The sequence below is a fragment of the Streptococcus oralis genome (assembly GCF_023109195.1).
GTDB lineage: Bacteria > Bacillota > Bacilli > Lactobacillales > Streptococcaceae > Streptococcus > Streptococcus oralis_BV.
In genome coordinates, this window is the sequence record NZ_JALDUB010000001.1 from 1,061,976 (window position 1) to 1,076,701 (window position 14,726).

Below are 14,726 nucleotides of genomic sequence, written 5' to 3' on the forward strand. Positions count from 1 at the left end.
ATTCTAGCCCTCCACTTTTTGGATGCACCAAGAAATTATGGTCTCTAGACGCTCCAGATTTTCAGTCAGATGGAGATAGCCCATGACCGCTTCAAATCCCGTGGACATACGATAAGTCACGACATCTGCATTTTTAGCCTTTGTGTGGCTATTGGTGTTACGTCCCCGTTTATAGATTTCTTCTTCTTTTTCCGTCAAGACTTGCTCTTCCAACATGAGGGCAATCAAGTGAGCTTGAGCCTTGGCTGACACATACTTAGTCGCCTCTTGGTGGAGTTTGTTGGGTTTGGTCATGCCTTTAAGGATGAGATGGCGACGGATATACATGGAATAAACCGCATCTCCTTCGAAGGCAAGCGCAATCCCGTTAATGAGATTGACATCAATCACGAGTCCACCTCACTCCATCTTTTGTATCCAGTAGTTTAATCCCTTGAGCAGCTAGTTGGTCACGGATTTGGTCTGCTGTCGCAAAGTCACGATTGGCACGCGCTTCTTGACGTTTTTGAATTAAGGCTTCAATCTCTACTTCTAAAACTTCCTCGACAAAGACAATTCCAAAGACCTCTAACATAGCCGCAAGAGCTTCCTTAACCGTTGCATCATAGTTTCCTGAGTTAATCCACTTGGCCATTTCAAAGACTACTGTGATACCGTTGGCAGAGTTAAAGTCCTCATCCATAGCCGCCACAAACTTATCTTTAAAAGCCTGCAACTCCCCTGCATCTACAGTTCTAGTAAATGGTTGCTCATAAGTGTTCTTCAGATACTTGAGATTAGTCTCTGCATCCCGCACTGCTTTTTCGGTAAAGTTGATTGGTTTACGGTAGTGTTGAGTTGCAAAGAAGAAACGAAGTACTTGCCCATCAATGGTCTTAAGAGCATCATGCACGGTAATAAAGTTGCCCAAGGACTTAGACATCTTGACATTGTCGATATTGACAAAGCCATTATGCATCCAGTAGTTAGCAAAGGTCTTGCCAGTTTTGGCTTCTGACTGGGCAATTTCGTTGGTATGGTGAGGAAACTCCAAATCAGCTCCACCACCGTGGATATCAATGGTATCGCCTAAAATCTCTGTCGACATGACCGAACACTCGATATGCCAGCCCGGACGACCAGGTCCCCAAGGACTATCCCAAGAAATCTCGCCTGGCTTGGCAGCTTTCCAGAGGGCAAAGTCCACAGGATTCTCCTTACGAGCCGTTTCTTCATCGGTACGGCCTGAAGCACCCAGCTCCAAATCTTCCAAGGTTTTATTGGCTAACTTGGCATAGTTATGAGATTTTTCCACACGGAAGTAAACATCTCCTTGACTCTCGTAAGCATAACCTTTTTCAATCAAGTCTTCCACAAAACGAATGATGTCAGACATAAACTCTACTACACGCGGATGGCGAGTCGCAGGTTTCACGCCCAAAGCTGTCACATCCTCACGAAAGGCAGCAATATACTTGTCCGCAACCTCTTGAGGCGTGATGCCTTCTTCCTTGGCACGGTTGATAATCTTATCATCCACATCCGTAAAATTGGAAATATAATTGACCTCAAAACCACGGTACTCAAAATAACGACGAATGGTATCAAAGGATACTGTCGAGCGGGCATTCCCCACGTGGATATAGTTATAAACTGTTGGCCCACAGACATACATCTTTACCTTACCGTCCTCAATAGGTACAAATTCTCGCAAATCACGAGACATGGTGTCATAAATTTTAATCATGCGGTCCACTCCCTTCTCTATTTCTGACTTTTTCGGCTGAAAACCAGCTCTGCAAATGGGCCAAATTGTCTGAGGCTATCCAGTTGGTAAAAGCGCTGCCCTTCCTCTTGGGTAAAGAGGGGAACCCCCTTTCCTAGGATAAGGGGCGCTATCTGAATAATGAGGTGATCGAAAAGATCCGCATCCAAGAGCGGTCCTACCAAGGAATTACCACCAATCACAAAGACATTTTTGCCTTTGTCAATCTGGCGAACAAAGTCCACCACATCCCCAGCTACTGGCTGGTAATTGCTGACAGGCAGATGCCTATCATGCGTAAAGACATAATTTTCCGTAGCTTGATAAAAACTTTCTACATCTTGTAAATCTTGGATTTCCTCAAAGGTCCGCTTGCCCATGATGGTGATATCCATTTGTCTGTAAAAGTCATCATAGCCTGTATCCTCTACAGAACCAAGCTGATGCAGCCAGTCTATCCTGTGCTGGCTGTCTGCCAAGTAGCCATCCATGGTGATACAGCCGTAAAAATATACTGCCATTCTTGTAGTTACCTTTCTAGTTCCTTTGCTATTGTCAAAGCGATATTGAAAAAAGTCATGGCATCAGCTGTCCGCTCTTCATGGCGGGCATCCCAGGTTCTGTTATGATGATCCACATAGTCAGCTGTGTAGAAGAACTGATAGACTTTACTCTTGCGAAATTGACTCCAAGCCATGATAGCTGAAGCTTCCATGTCCACCACTTGAGCTCCAGCAGCCAAGCGACGTTTGACCTTATCAGGCGTTTCTCGATAAAAGGCATCAGTCGTCCAAGACTTGGTGCGGATATGTTCGATATTGTGCTTGTCAAAGATGGCTTCCAGCTCGATCAGCAGAGACTCGTCATAGGCGACTTCATCACCCGGTGGGGCATAGTGATAGCTAGTTCCTTCATCTCGCAATGCTGCCGCAGGTAGGATAATTTTATCCGCCTGAATAGACTGATCTAGAACTCCGCAAGAACCCAACACAATAAAGTTCTTAAATCCTCTTGCTTTGAGTTCTTCTAAGAGCCCAACAACCATCGGGGCTCCAATCGTAGCTATAGCAACTGCTACCTTACTCCCATCCTTTTCATAGATATACCATGGAAATCTACCATTTAGATTGGTTAGATAGCCACCTTCGTAAACATCTTCAAACTGCTTTACTCGTTCAATGATTTCTCCATTAAAAGATAAAATGATCGTGTCACAGATTTCTCCACCACCACGAATACTTCGATCAGTTGGTTCGATAACAGCAGGTACATTTTCGAATTCTTCTAATAGCATTTTTCTACTCTTTCTCATTCAAATAAACTACCTGTGTCTGTTTGACAAAGCCGATTTTTTCATACAAGCGCTTGGCACCTACGTTGCAGTCCTCTACTGCAATCTGAAATTCCTTATCATTTTGCTCAATCAGTTGGTTGACTAGGGATTTTGCTAAATAGCTTCCGTAGCCTTTGCCACGTTCAAGTTCTGATATTGCTAAACCGTAGAAGTAATTCGTATTAGTCGATAAATCTACCGTGCAAGTCCCAATAACCTGACCGTCTTTTAATAAAATATATAGGCGACTTTCTGAATCCTTCAGAGCTTCAGCGACATATCTATCCACAACTTCTCTCGATTCATGTTCCTCTGAAAATGCCTGAAATTTTAACTGGCTAATTTGCTCCTGATACGAACTATCTGCTAACAAAACTTCAAGATTAGAAACAGTTACTAACTGATAAGGTCTTCTATCCTTACCTAACCAGGTTTCTGTCTCTTCATCCTCGACCAATCCCCAGTTGCTGACAAAATCAGGATGACGCTCTAGAAAAATACGTTCTGTCTGAAAAGTAACTGAACGAATAGGGAAAGAAGCCGTTTCTTTCTCAAAACTCGTAAACAAAGCACGCGCAATTCCCTGACGGCGATGATTTGGATGAACCAGTATCGTCACTTCCACATCTTGGTCATCAGCATAGACAGTTAATAGACCAACAAGTTCGCCTTTTTCATAATAAAGGAAAAAGGCGGGCATGTTTGGGTCAAAATTAAGCATGTTAGAAAGATAGGGATCACGATAAGTTCCATCATAGGCTTGGCAACAGTCAATTAGTTTTTTCGCTTCAAATAACTCTTCTTGGCTCAACTTATTTCTTGCTTGAATCATATAGGTATCCTCTACAACCCCGACGATCTGTGACTGGCTTCTCTAGCCTGCTCTAGTTTATTGACGTAGTACTCGCGTTTTTCTTCGACTTCGTGGATTGTTGGTTCATCCTTCTGTCCATGAACTCGGACGATCTTGGCCGGAATACCGACAACTGTCACATCACTAGGTACGTCTGCCACGACTACTGCAGCAGCACCGACTTTGGCATTTTCACCGATTTCCACTGGTCCGATGACTTGGGCATGGGCTGATATGAGAGCTCCTTTACGCACAGTCGGATGGCGTTTGCCAACATCCTTACCAGTCCCACCAAGAGTCACTCCGTGATAGAGAAGAACGCCTTTTTCAACAATCGCCGTCTCTCCAATCACCAAGCCAGAACCATGGTCGATAAAGACACCTGATTCTATCTGAGCACCTGGATGGATCTCAATCTGAGTCCAGAAGCGCCAAAACTGACTGTGCATACGAGCCAAGAGTTTAAAGCCATGCTTCCAGAGAAAATGCGAGAGACGGTGGGCAGCCAAGGCCTTGACACCTGGATAGGTCAGTAAAACCTCCAAAGTGGTGCGCGCCGCTGGATCATTTTCTTTTACGATATCAATGGTTTCGCGCCACCATCCCATACATTTCTCCTTTCTTATTCTGAATCTTTTGGTTTATGTGTAAATTCTTTCTTCGGTTTGTGGTCCTTGTGATGACGTAGACGGTGAGGACGTTCAGACTTTTCACCTTTTTCATCACGCTCAGGTTTTGGTGGACGTGGAAGAAGAGCCTTCATAGAAGCATCAACACGTCCTTTTTCATCAATCTTGATAACTTTGACATCGACTTCGTCTCCAATAGCCACCAAGTCTTCGACATTATTAGTACGCGTCCAAGCCATTTCCGAAATGTGAACGAGGGCGTCTGTCTTGTCAAAGAGGTTGACAAAGGCACCAAATTTCTCGATACGAACAACCTTAGCATGGTAAACTTCATCGACTTTAGCCTCACGAACTAGACCAGCAATGATTTCTTTGGTACGGTTAATAGCATCTTGGTCGCTAGAGTAGATAGACACATTACCCTCTTCGTCGATATCAATCTTAACGCCTGTTTCAGCGATAATTTTGTCGATGGTTTCTCCACCTTTACCGATGACAATCTTGATCTTATCAACATCAATCTTAATGGTATCAATTTTCGGTGCAGTTGGAGCCAATTCTGGACGAACTTCTGGAATGGTTGCTTCGATGACATCAAGGATTTCAAAACGAGCTTTCTTGGCTTGAGCAAGAGCCTCAGTCAAGATTTCTGCAGTAATCCCTTGGATCTTGATGTCCATTTGAAGAGCTGTAATCCCCTCACGAGTACCTGCAACCTTAAAGTCCATGTCTCCAAAGTGGTCTTCCAATCCTTGGATATCTGTCAATACAGTGTAGTTATTTCCATCTGAGATGAGACCCATGGCAATACCAGCTACTGGCGCCTTGATTGGTACACCACCAGCCATAAGGGCAAGCGTTCCCGCACAGATAGAGGCTTGAGAAGAAGAACCGTTTGATTCTAAGACTTCTGCTACCAAGCGGATTGCGTATGGAAATTCTTCCAAGCTTGGCAAAACTTGCGCAAGGGCACGCTCACCGAGAGCACCGTGACCAATTTCACGACGACCAGGCGCACCGTAACGGCCTGTTTCCCCTACAGAGTATTGAGGGAAGTTATAGTGGTGCATAAAGCGTTTCTTGTACTCTGGGTCCAAACCATCGATGATTTGAGTTTCACCCATTGGCGCCAAGGTCAAGACTGAAAGAGCCTGAGTTTGTCCACGAGTGAAGAGACCTGAACCGTGTACGCGAGGAAGGAAGTCAACAACCGCATCCAAAGGACGGATTTCATCGACCTTACGACCATCAGGACGCACCTTGTCTTCTGTAATTAAACGGCGCACTTCAGCGTGTTCCATTTGTTCCAAGATTTCAGCCACATCACGCATGATACGGTCACATTCTTCGTGGTCTGCATATTTTTCTTCGTAAACTGCTGTTACCTGGTCTTTAACTGCTTGAGTTGCAGCTTCACGAGCCAGTTTTTCTTCTACTTGAACCGCTTTTTGAAGGTCACTGTTATAGGCTGCGATGATTTCAGCTTGTAATTCCTCATCTACGTGAAGCAATTCCACTTCTGCTTTTTCCTTACCAACCGCAGCGACGATTTCTTCTTGGAAGGCAATCAATTCTTTGACTGCTTCATGCCCTTTGAGAAGGGCTTCCAACATGATTTCTTCTGACAATTCTTTGGCACCAGACTCTACCATGTTGATGGCGTGCTTGGTACCAGCTACTGTCAATTCAAGAAGAGATTGCTCTGCTTGTTCTTGACTAGGGTTGATGATGATTTCACCGTCTACATAGCCCACCTGAACCCCAGCAATTGGACCGTCAAATGGAATATCTGAGATAGAAAGTGCCAAGGATGAACCAAACATAGCAGCCATAGGTGCAGATGCATTTTCATCGTAAGAAAGAACCGTGTTGATCACTTGCACTTCGTTACGGAAACCTTCTGCAAACATTGGACGGATTGGACGGTCAATCAAACGCGCTGTCAAGGTCGCATCTGTTGAAGGACGTCCTTCACGTTTCATAAAGCCACCTGGAAACTTCCCAGCCGCATACATTTTTTCTTCGTAGTTGACTTGAAGTGGGAAGAAATCCCCAGTTGCCATTTTCTTAGACATGACGGCTGCAGTCAAGACAGTTGACTCACCGTAACGCACGACAACAGAGCCATTTGCTTGCTTAGCAACCTGGCCAGTCTCTACGATTAACTCACGACCCGCAAAAGTCGTTTGAAATACTTGTTTTGTCATTTTAATCCCCTTTGGATTGATGAAATTATACGCCTTGCCTACAAAAATCAAGATATTTTGGACGGTTCGGTTTGCCGAACATTTCTGTAGAAAAATAGGAAGGTGACGAAGCATTCGATGAATGCTAGGAAGCTTGTCTTTTTTCCTAAGAAATGAGACCAAAATTCAATTAAGTAGTTTTTTTGATATTTCACTGGAATAGTGCGGACGGGAGCAACTTCCTTCGGAATTTCATCCCTTATTTTTTAGCCTGAAGTCTAAAAAATTCCGTCCTAGAAAATAACAGAGTTATTCTCTAGGATACTACTATAGCTTGAAATATCTTTTAAATACTCACTCCGTTCGTGTTTTTTGAGACACCTATTATCATATTTTGTTTAAAAAATAATCCACTTTAAACAAACTTCTACAACCTAAATACCCTCATCTTTGTATCAAGTACGTACAGAGTCTATTTTATCATATTTTTCTTAAAAAGTGCGAGCTTTTCTATTAAAAAGGAACCATTCCCCCATGAAAAGAGGAATGGTTTGTTGTTTATTTTATTTAGCAAATTCTTTGGCTTTCACAACTGTCATTTTTCATTTAAAAGCAAGTAAATGACAAGCTATCGTCTCAGTGGTTAAAGAATCGATTACCCTAAAGACTGATGATTAAACAAGGCGTGGGTTGCTTGGTGGATGTATTTTGCTGTTTCTGCATTGTTCATGGTGTAGAGATGTACACCTGCGACATCCTGAGTTACCAAGTCCACGATCTGATCCACGGCATAGGCAAGTCCTGCTGCTCTGAGCGACTCAGGGTCATGCTCATACTTGTCTAAGATGGCCTTAAATTTACGTGGAAGATGGATATTCTCACAAGTCTTCAAGAGACGAAGCGCTTGATTACGGTTCAAAATGGGCATGATACCTGCATGAATGGGAACATCAATCCCTGCCAAGGTACACTTGTCTTGGAAATCGTAGAAACGCTCATTGTCAAAGAAAAGTTGCGTTACGAGGCTGGAACAGCCTGCATCCACTTTCTTCTTGAGATTTTGAATATCCGAGATTTGGTTTGGAGAGTCAGGGTGCCCCTCTGGGTAGCAAGCACCAACAATATCAAAGTGAGGAGCTTGTTCCTTGATGAACTCGATCAAATCCGTTGCGTAGCGGAAATCCTTTTGTGGCTCCACATCAGGGATAATATCCCCACGCAAGGCCAAGATTTTCTGTACCCCAACCTTATCCAAGTCTGCAATGGTTTCAGCAACCTTTTCCTTGGTCAGATAGATAGCTGGCAAGTGGGCAATGGTTGGAATCGCCAAGTCATTCTGGATAAAGTCAGCCAAACGAACCGTTGTTTCCTTGATATTAAATTTATTATTGCTGGCAGTCACACTGATAAAGTGAGGTGTCAGCTCCCGCATATCCTGCAAGGCTGAAATAATATTATCATTACCCACAGCTGGGTTTGGAGGGAACACTTCAAATGAAAGTGACGGCGTTTGGCGTGACATATTCATTATCCTTTTCTAGTTTTCTAGTTGATTTCTTACTGATCAACCATGTATGGAGAAATGTCTTTTCTTACAATTTCTCACGCGCAGCTTTCGCTGCTTCGACAAGGCGGATCAAGCTTTCTTTTGTTTCTGGAATACCACGTGTTTTCAAACCACAGTCAGGGTTGATCCAAACTTTCTTGCTTGGAACTTTAGCAAGAATAGCTTCGATCGTGTGGTCAATTTCGCCTTCGTTTGGCACACGAGGTGAGTGGATATCATAAACCCCAGGTCCCACTTCTGTTTGGAAGTTTTTCGCTTTGAGTTCGTCCAAGATTTCAAGGTTTGAACGGCTTGCCTCAAATGAAATAACGTCCGCATCCATGTTGTCAATAGCTGGGATGATATCTGTAAATTCTGAGTAACACATGTGAGTGTGGATTTGAGTATCTGGCGCTACTGTTGAGTGTACCAAGCGGAAGGCAGGAATGGCCCAGTCAAGGTAGTCTTCGTACCAGTCGCTACGACGGAGTGGCAATTTCTCACGGAGAGCAGCTTCGTCGATTTGGATGATTTTCACACCTGCAGCTTCAAGGTCAAGAACTTCATCCTTGATAGCAAGGGCGATTTGAAGAGTTGAATCCTTGATAGAGATGTCTTCACGTGGGAATGACCAGTTGAGGATGGTAACCGGTCCAGTCAACATTCCTTTAACAGGTTTGTCAGTACGGCTTTGTGCATAGCTAGACCATTTGACAGTGATTGGGTTGAGACGAGTCACATCACCCCAGATAATTGGTGGTTTCACCCCACGCATACCGTATGATTGTACCCAACCATTCTTAGAGAAGAGGTAACCGGACAAGTTTTGACCGAAGTACTCAACCATGTCATTACGCTCAAATTCACCGTGTACAAGCACGTCAAATCCAACTTCTTCTTGCCATTTGATCCATTCGTCGATAGTTTCAGCAAGGAAAGCATCGTACTCTTCTTGTGACAATTCACCCTTACGGAAGGCCAAACGTTTAGCACGAACTTCTTTTGTTTGAGGGAATGAACCGATGGTTGTTGTTGGAAGAGCTGGAAGTTTAAAGGCTTTTTCTTGGATAGCTTCACGCTCTGCAAAGGCTGGCAAACGAGTGTAGTCTGCGTCAGTCAACCCAGCGATGCGCGCACGAAGTTCTGCATTTTCACCCACACGCTCAGCCGCAAAGAGTTCTTTGTTAGCTTCCAGTGCTTCTGCACCTTGACCGTTGCGGATAGCATCCAAGTCACGGATTTCATCCAATTTTTCAACTGCAAATGCAAAGTGGTTCAAGATAGCTGGTTCAAATTCTTCATTAGCAGTTGTAAATGGCACATGAAGAAGTGAGCATGAGCTAGTCAAAACGATGTTTTCAGCTGGGATTTGTTCAAGAATCGCCAAGCTCTTTTCATAGTTGTTACGCCAGATGTTTTTACCATTGACAATACCTGCATAGAGAGTCTTGTCAGCTGGGAAGCCACCTTTAACGAGTTCAAGAGTTTTCTTACCTTCAACGAAGTCAAGACCGATGGCATCTACTGGCAATTTCACAAGGTCAGCATAAACGTCACGAACGTCTCCGAAGTAAGTTTGAAGCAAGACTTCAAGACCTTTTTTGTCAGCCAAAAGCTTGTTGTAGAGGTTCAAGAAGAGAGCTTTTTCTTCAGCTGTCAAGTCTTTGACAAGAGCCGCTTCGTCGAGTTGGATGCGAGTTGCACCAAGCTCCGCCAATTTAGCAAAAACTTCTTGGTAAGCAGCTACTAAGCTGTCTACGAAGTCTTCTGCTTTCACGCCTTCTTCAAAGTCTGACAATTGAAGGAAAGTGAATGGACCTACAAGAACAGGACGAGTGTTCAATCCAAGTTCTTTGGCTTCTTGGAACTCATCAAAAATCTTGTGACCAGCCAATTTTACTTGAGTGTCTTTTTCAAATTTAGGCACGATGTAGTGGTAGTTGGTGTTGAACCATTTCTTCATCGGAAGGGCACGAACATCCCCTTTTTCACCTTGGTAACCACGCGCCAAAGCAAAGTAACGCTCAAGGTCTGACAATTCCAAGTTTTGAACAGAAGCTGGCACCACGTTGAAGAGGAAAGCCGCGTCTAGGAAGTTGTCATAGTGAGAAAAGTCGTTTGATGGGATTTCAGTGATGCCTTTTTCTTTGACAATGTTCCAGTGTTTAGCACGCAATTCTTTAGCCACAGCCAAGAGTTCTTCTTCTGAGATTTCTTTTCTAAAGTATTTTTCAGTTGTAAATTTTAATTCGCGGAATTCGCCCAAACGAGGGAAACCGATGATCGTAGTTGACATGATGTGTCCTCCAAAATTTGTTGTTGAAACTATCTTAACAGAAAAGAAACTGTCTGTATAATTGTAAATAATTAGGCTTTGATATAGTTTGAAACTATATCACTTTTTTGAACAAGAGAAAAAGACTTGAGACCAGTGTCTCAAATCCTTTGTATTGCTTGTTTTATTGCTGTATTTTAGTTAGAATGCTCAAACGAGCTATTGACGATTCTCATCAGTGACTATGGCATGCTATTAGAAAAGACTATAGGTTAGTTATCCTTTGGTAATTTTGATATTTCCCTGAAAAAGTGCGGACGGGAGGTAAAATTGTTCTGTGGATGATTTTAGCCAACCAAGTAATCTCATCTCTATCAACTTTTTTCCTGTTCAAGTGGGACGACTGCTAGTGTCTTTCCTAAACTGGCTAAGACTTTCAAGACTGTATCCAACTGAGGACTGGTCTTTCCTGTCTCCATCCTAGCTATAACAGGCTGGCTTACTCCACTGAGTTCTTCTAGCTTTTTCTGACTAATACCTTGCTCATGTCTAGCTTCTATCAACTCACTCATGATAGCCACTCGCATATCACTTTCAAGGATTTCCTCCTTGGTAAAGAGTTCAGATCGGATATCTTTCCAATTACTTCCAATAGCACTATTCTTCATCACTTAACCCTCTTTCTTTTATGTCTTTCAGTTCACGCTTGGCTTTATCAATCTCTCTCCTAGGAGTTTTCTGAGTCTTTTTAACAAAATGATGTAAAAGAACAAAACTCCCATCAACCCATGCTACAAATAAAATCCTATCCTTAAGAGGTCGTAGTTCCCAAATCTCATCTTCCAAATGTTTGATATAGGGTTCACCAGTTCTAGTCCCATGCTGACTAAGCAACTCGATATAGTCGTTTAGTTTATTGAGTTTGATGCGACTGTCCTTACTCTTCTTTCTAGCCAATTCTCTCATATAATCTAAGACTGGCTCATTTCCATTTTTGTCCTTATAGAAGTAAATTGTATGCACCAAGCAACCTCTTTTCAATTTAATTATAACTTAAAAGTTATTAAAAGTAAATCCTAATACTCATAAAAAGGAGACCTTAGAAAAACTCTAAAGGTCTCATCTTTATTATTCGAAAAAATTACGAGAAGAGTTATAATGTGGAGCCAATCCTGACTCTTACTCCAGCTCAATGCCTTTCTCTCGGAGATTAGCCAGGCACTCCTCATAGTATTCTGCATCATGCTCACTATAGATGGGATTGTCCAACTTTTCCTCAGGCAAGTCTTCATAAGCTGGGCAAATTTTGCCACGGTAGTTCTTGTCCAGCCATTCTGGACTGACATTGTAGCCACGGCCAGCCATTTCCTCCATAATCAAGCGATGATAAGCATAGAGTTGATAGGGCGAGTGGTTAAAGACATAGTCCACCGTCGCATGCTTTCTGCCCCAGCCATTGCCACGCAGGGCGCAGCACTCTCGATGTTGCCCCAAGAGCTGCGGACGGGGAAGTTGTGAAATCAAAGCCTCATGCCAAAGTCTCATGGGAGTCTCCTTTCAGTAAAGTCGAATGTTGCAAGTAGGTATTTGGATAGCGATCAAGCAAGTCTCGAGTCTTAGCGATTAAGTCCTCCTTAGAAGCCTGACCAAAGCGGTAGCGATCCAGCAAGAGCATATAGTCCTTACGCTCGGCATCGGTCGCTTTATTTTTGAAATAGCCCCAAATATGCTGAAAAGCGTTGCAAACCTGACCCCTGTGTTCTGGAATCTGGCAAGCACGGTCAATGAGGTTTTGAACATGGCTGACCTCCACCTGTTCATTCTTCAAGTATTGGCGAATCCCATTGTAAATATTGCTAGAATGACTCAAAACGAGGTATTTGTTCCTAGCCCAGAGTTGTTGGCAAAGGGCACGTTGGTTGTTGTTAGTCATAATTGACATTATACCATGTTTGAGTCAAAAACATTATTTCTTACATTATGTACTTATAAAATTGCCTCTTTTAAAGCTTCTTGAAGTTCTTCATCTACTGCGTATATATAAAGTCCATTTACTCCTCTAGTTAATAAAACATTTAATTCATTTTTCAAAAGATCTTCACCAAAGTTCTTCATTTCACCATTTTCGAGTTTTCTATTTTGAACCGCACCTTTATTTTTACTTTCAGAAATATCAAACATGATTTTACCATTTCTGTATTTAACTGATGGACCAATAATTACCCCAGCGTAATTCAAATCAAATCCCTGAACCGTAAAAGTAGAGCCTATTTCATCAATTGTTTGGGGTTGCTCTATCCAAGATAATTTTGCGTCTTTCTTCTCTGGCTTTATTTGTTGATTCCAAGGAGCCTTCCAGTCGCCGATTTCAACAAACCATTTCGGTCTATCTTGTTTCTTTTTTTCTTCAACATAAGTCCAATCATATGTTGCAACTAATCTAGAAATACCTAGTTTTTGATCTTTATTCTTTAACTTAATAGCTTTTTGTAGTTCAAAAGGAGAATCAAAAATTCTAATATCATATTGCTTATCTTTTGTTAATTTTTTGATTTCACAATCATCAATAATACTTCTAATCCAATTGACAGTTTCAGGATTTGCTTTTATTCTCATTTGATTACGTAATTCAATTAAATTTCCTTCCAGATTAGCTTCATGCTCCAATTCAAAAAATGTATTATCAGTCCATATTTGAGATTTATTCATAATCTGTTTATCATCATAAACCAAAACAACTACTTTCGACTGTGCTAATAAATCAATTAAATGATTTCCTCCAAGATATGCTTGATTTTTCGCAGTAAGCAGTAAATGCCCTTCGTCAACTATAACCACTCCTGCTTTAATCTTTTCTTTTCTCAAGGCATTTAAAAATTGAGTAGGCTTCATTGCCACTTCCAAACTAGAACCACTATTCCAATTCAGTTTTCTTTCAATTTCTTTATATACACTTAATTGGTTATTATGATTTACAATAAGATTAATGTAATTATTATCTTTAATAAATGAAATATCTTCAGAATTTAATAAATCATCTACCAACGAACTCATTAAAACTGTTTTCCCTGCTCCAGCTTCTCCTTTAACCAGAATAAGGGTTCCCTCTTGATTTTTACTAATGGAAGCAATTATTTTATTTATGATAGTATTTTTAGCTTCAATTTGTTCTTCGGTTAATTTATGAAAGGGAGATGCTTTAAAAATTGCTGAATTTCGAACAATACTCTCAATCGGAAATAATGACTGATTTCTTTTTCTCAGTGAACGCCAAACTTTTGAAAAAATTGAATCCAATTCATTAGATGTATAATATTCATTTTGAGGATTCTCTTTTCTATTTTGTACTCTTATGACTTTACCAACACTTGAAAGATAAAGCATTAAACGATTTTCAATGTCTAGAGTTAAAGACTTATTAAAATGATTGTGACCAATTATAAACATCTTCGTTGTAGAAGATGTTGCAAAGTCTCTCCAATCATCCCTGTTTTCTTTCTTTATATCATCTGTTAAGTGCTGGCTAGTTCGCCGAATTATATCAGCTGTTTCACCTACATATACACTAAATTGATCATTCTTATTATCGTTAACAATATAGACAACTGGATAATCAAATAAAAGTTTCATATCATTTTTATGTTCACTAGATTTAAGTTGACTTTTAAGATTTACCAGCGAATTGTTTGAATACTCTATCTCTCTTACTATTGGGCTTTTTATTTTAACCATTATTTCTCCAACTCAGTATATTTTTTATTATTACCTTTACTTAACTTAACAGGATATTTCCGATTATTATCAACTAATTTATCTTCAATAATCTTTTCTACATCTAATTGTAAATTATCAGCCAACATAAAACTATAAATTAGAACATCGGCTAGTTCCTCTTTTATTCTTCCCAATGATTTACTAGTGACCTCTTCAGACTGCTTCCACTGAAATAATTCTAAAAGTTCACTCGCTTCGATCGAAATTGAAATTGCTAAATCTTTTTCATTATGAAATTTTCTCCAATCACGGTCATCTCGAAATTTATTAATTTTATCAATTGTTGACTTCATTTTAATTCTCCAATGTAAATCTACTAATATATATTATAACATGAATAAGTTTTATAAATGTGATAAAAATAAAATAAAAAAGAAGGATTTACT

The 14,726-nt window shown here is 41.1% G+C and carries 15 protein-coding genes; all 15 read right to left on the minus strand.

The window, feature by feature from the left end; genetic code table 11:
* Window positions 1-3 precede the first annotated feature (3 nt).
* A complete protein-coding gene (locus tag M1F65_RS05155; protein WP_198464902.1) occupies window positions 4-390 on the minus strand; it encodes a Mini-ribonuclease 3 in 387 nt (128 codons plus the stop codon).
* Window positions 383-1,726, minus strand: a complete 1,344-nt coding sequence (gene cysS / locus M1F65_RS05160; RefSeq protein WP_247925593.1) for a cysteine--tRNA ligase — start codon at window positions 1,724-1,726, stop codon at window positions 383-385. Before cysS ends, M1F65_RS05155 begins: the two co-directional genes overlap by 8 nt.
* A gap of 17 nt (window positions 1,727-1,743) precedes the next feature.
* Complete coding sequence (locus M1F65_RS05165; RefSeq protein ID WP_000301981.1) at window positions 1,744-2,265, minus strand: dihydrofolate reductase family protein; 522 nt, start codon at window positions 2,263-2,265, stop codon at window positions 1,744-1,746.
* Between the two features lie 8 nt (window positions 2,266-2,273).
* Window positions 2,274-3,038, minus strand: coding sequence for a nucleoside phosphorylase (locus tag M1F65_RS05170; RefSeq protein WP_247925594.1), 765 nt, complete (start codon window positions 3,036-3,038; stop codon window positions 2,274-2,276).
* 4 nt (window positions 3,039-3,042) lie between these two features.
* Window positions 3,043-3,909, minus strand: a complete 867-nt coding sequence (locus tag M1F65_RS05175; RefSeq protein ID WP_247925595.1) for a GNAT family N-acetyltransferase — start codon at window positions 3,907-3,909, stop codon at window positions 3,043-3,045.
* 11 nt (window positions 3,910-3,920) lie between these two features.
* Window positions 3,921-4,538 carry a serine O-acetyltransferase gene (gene cysE / locus M1F65_RS05180; RefSeq protein WP_215804407.1) on the minus strand — a complete coding sequence of 206 codons (618 nt, stop codon included), beginning with the start codon at window positions 4,536-4,538 and terminating at the stop codon, window positions 3,921-3,923.
* 14 nt (window positions 4,539-4,552) lie between these two features.
* A complete protein-coding gene (gene pnp, locus M1F65_RS05185; protein WP_084944368.1) occupies window positions 4,553-6,766 on the minus strand; it encodes a polyribonucleotide nucleotidyltransferase in 2,214 nt (737 codons plus the stop codon).
* A 634-nt stretch (window positions 6,767-7,400) separates the two neighbouring features.
* A complete protein-coding gene (gene metF / locus M1F65_RS05190; RefSeq protein WP_000089973.1) occupies window positions 7,401-8,267 on the minus strand; it encodes a methylenetetrahydrofolate reductase [NAD(P)H] in 867 nt (288 codons plus the stop codon).
* A 70-nt stretch (window positions 8,268-8,337) separates the two neighbouring features.
* Window positions 8,338-10,587: a 5-methyltetrahydropteroyltriglutamate--homocysteine S-methyltransferase gene (gene metE / locus M1F65_RS05195; RefSeq protein WP_084945379.1), complete on the minus strand. Its 2,250-nt coding sequence runs from the start codon at window positions 10,585-10,587 to the stop codon at window positions 8,338-8,340.
* 353 nt (window positions 10,588-10,940) lie between these two features.
* A complete protein-coding gene (locus M1F65_RS05200) occupies window positions 10,941-11,234 on the minus strand; it encodes a helix-turn-helix domain-containing protein (RefSeq protein WP_000797736.1) in 294 nt (97 codons plus the stop codon).
* Complete coding sequence (locus tag M1F65_RS05205; RefSeq protein WP_042902787.1) at window positions 11,224-11,589, minus strand: type II toxin-antitoxin system RelE/ParE family toxin; 366 nt, start codon at window positions 11,587-11,589, stop codon at window positions 11,224-11,226. The genes M1F65_RS05200 and M1F65_RS05205 overlap by 11 nt, the downstream gene beginning before the upstream one ends.
* A gap of 156 nt (window positions 11,590-11,745) precedes the next feature.
* Window positions 11,746-12,111 carry a TIGR02328 family protein gene (locus M1F65_RS05210; protein ID WP_042902788.1) on the minus strand — a complete coding sequence of 122 codons (366 nt, stop codon included), beginning with the start codon at window positions 12,109-12,111 and terminating at the stop codon, window positions 11,746-11,748.
* The gene (locus M1F65_RS05215) at window positions 12,095-12,499 is read right to left on the minus strand and encodes a YbgA family protein (protein ID WP_042903099.1); all 405 of its coding nucleotides are present in this window, start codon (window positions 12,497-12,499) and stop codon (window positions 12,095-12,097) included. The genes M1F65_RS05210 and M1F65_RS05215 overlap by 17 nt, the downstream gene beginning before the upstream one ends.
* A 53-nt stretch (window positions 12,500-12,552) precedes the next feature.
* Window positions 12,553-14,298, minus strand: coding sequence for a DUF2075 domain-containing protein (locus M1F65_RS05220; protein ID WP_247925596.1), 1,746 nt, complete (start codon window positions 14,296-14,298; stop codon window positions 12,553-12,555).
* Window positions 14,298-14,633: a nucleotide pyrophosphohydrolase gene (locus tag M1F65_RS05225; RefSeq protein WP_042902790.1), complete on the minus strand. Its 336-nt coding sequence runs from the start codon at window positions 14,631-14,633 to the stop codon at window positions 14,298-14,300. Before M1F65_RS05225 ends, M1F65_RS05220 begins: the two co-directional genes overlap by 1 nt.
* Window positions 14,634-14,726 lie beyond the last annotated feature (93 nt).

What these genes read in the sequence shown, in the direction of transcription:
- cysS (WP_247925593.1), bottom strand. Translation starts at nt 1,726, where the DNA reads ATGATTAAAATTTATGACACCATGTCTCGTGATTTGCGAGAATTTGTA.
- M1F65_RS05165 (WP_000301981.1), bottom strand. Translation starts at nt 2,265, where the DNA reads ATGGCAGTATATTTTTACGGCTGTATCACCATGGATGGCTACTTGGCA.
- M1F65_RS05170 (WP_247925594.1), bottom strand. Translation starts at nt 3,038, where the DNA reads ATGCTATTAGAAGAATTCGAAAATGTACCTGCTGTTATCGAACCAACT.
- M1F65_RS05175 (WP_247925595.1), bottom strand. Translation starts at nt 3,909, where the DNA reads ATGATTCAAGCAAGAAATAAGTTGAGCCAAGAAGAGTTATTTGAAGCG.
- cysE (WP_215804407.1), bottom strand. Translation starts at nt 4,538, where the DNA reads ATGGGATGGTGGCGCGAAACCATTGATATCGTAAAAGAAAATGATCCA.
- pnp (WP_084944368.1), bottom strand. Translation starts at nt 6,766, where the DNA reads ATGACAAAACAAGTATTTCAAACGACTTTTGCGGGTCGTGAGTTAATC.
- metF (WP_000089973.1), bottom strand. Translation starts at nt 8,267, where the DNA reads ATGTCACGCCAAACGCCGTCACTTTCATTTGAAGTGTTCCCTCCAAAC.
- metE (WP_084945379.1), bottom strand. Translation starts at nt 10,587, where the DNA reads ATGTCAACTACGATCATCGGTTTCCCTCGTTTGGGCGAATTCCGCGAA.
- M1F65_RS05200 (WP_000797736.1), bottom strand. Translation starts at nt 11,234, where the DNA reads ATGAAGAATAGTGCTATTGGAAGTAATTGGAAAGATATCCGATCTGAA.
- M1F65_RS05210 (WP_042902788.1), bottom strand. Translation starts at nt 12,111, where the DNA reads ATGAGACTTTGGCATGAGGCTTTGATTTCACAACTTCCCCGTCCGCAG.
- M1F65_RS05215 (WP_042903099.1), bottom strand. Translation starts at nt 12,499, where the DNA reads ATGACTAACAACAACCAACGTGCCCTTTGCCAACAACTCTGGGCTAGG.
- M1F65_RS05220 (WP_247925596.1), bottom strand. Translation starts at nt 14,298, where the DNA reads ATGGTTAAAATAAAAAGCCCAATAGTAAGAGAGATAGAGTATTCAAAC.
- M1F65_RS05225 (WP_042902790.1), bottom strand. Translation starts at nt 14,633, where the DNA reads ATGAAGTCAACAATTGATAAAATTAATAAATTTCGAGATGACCGTGAT.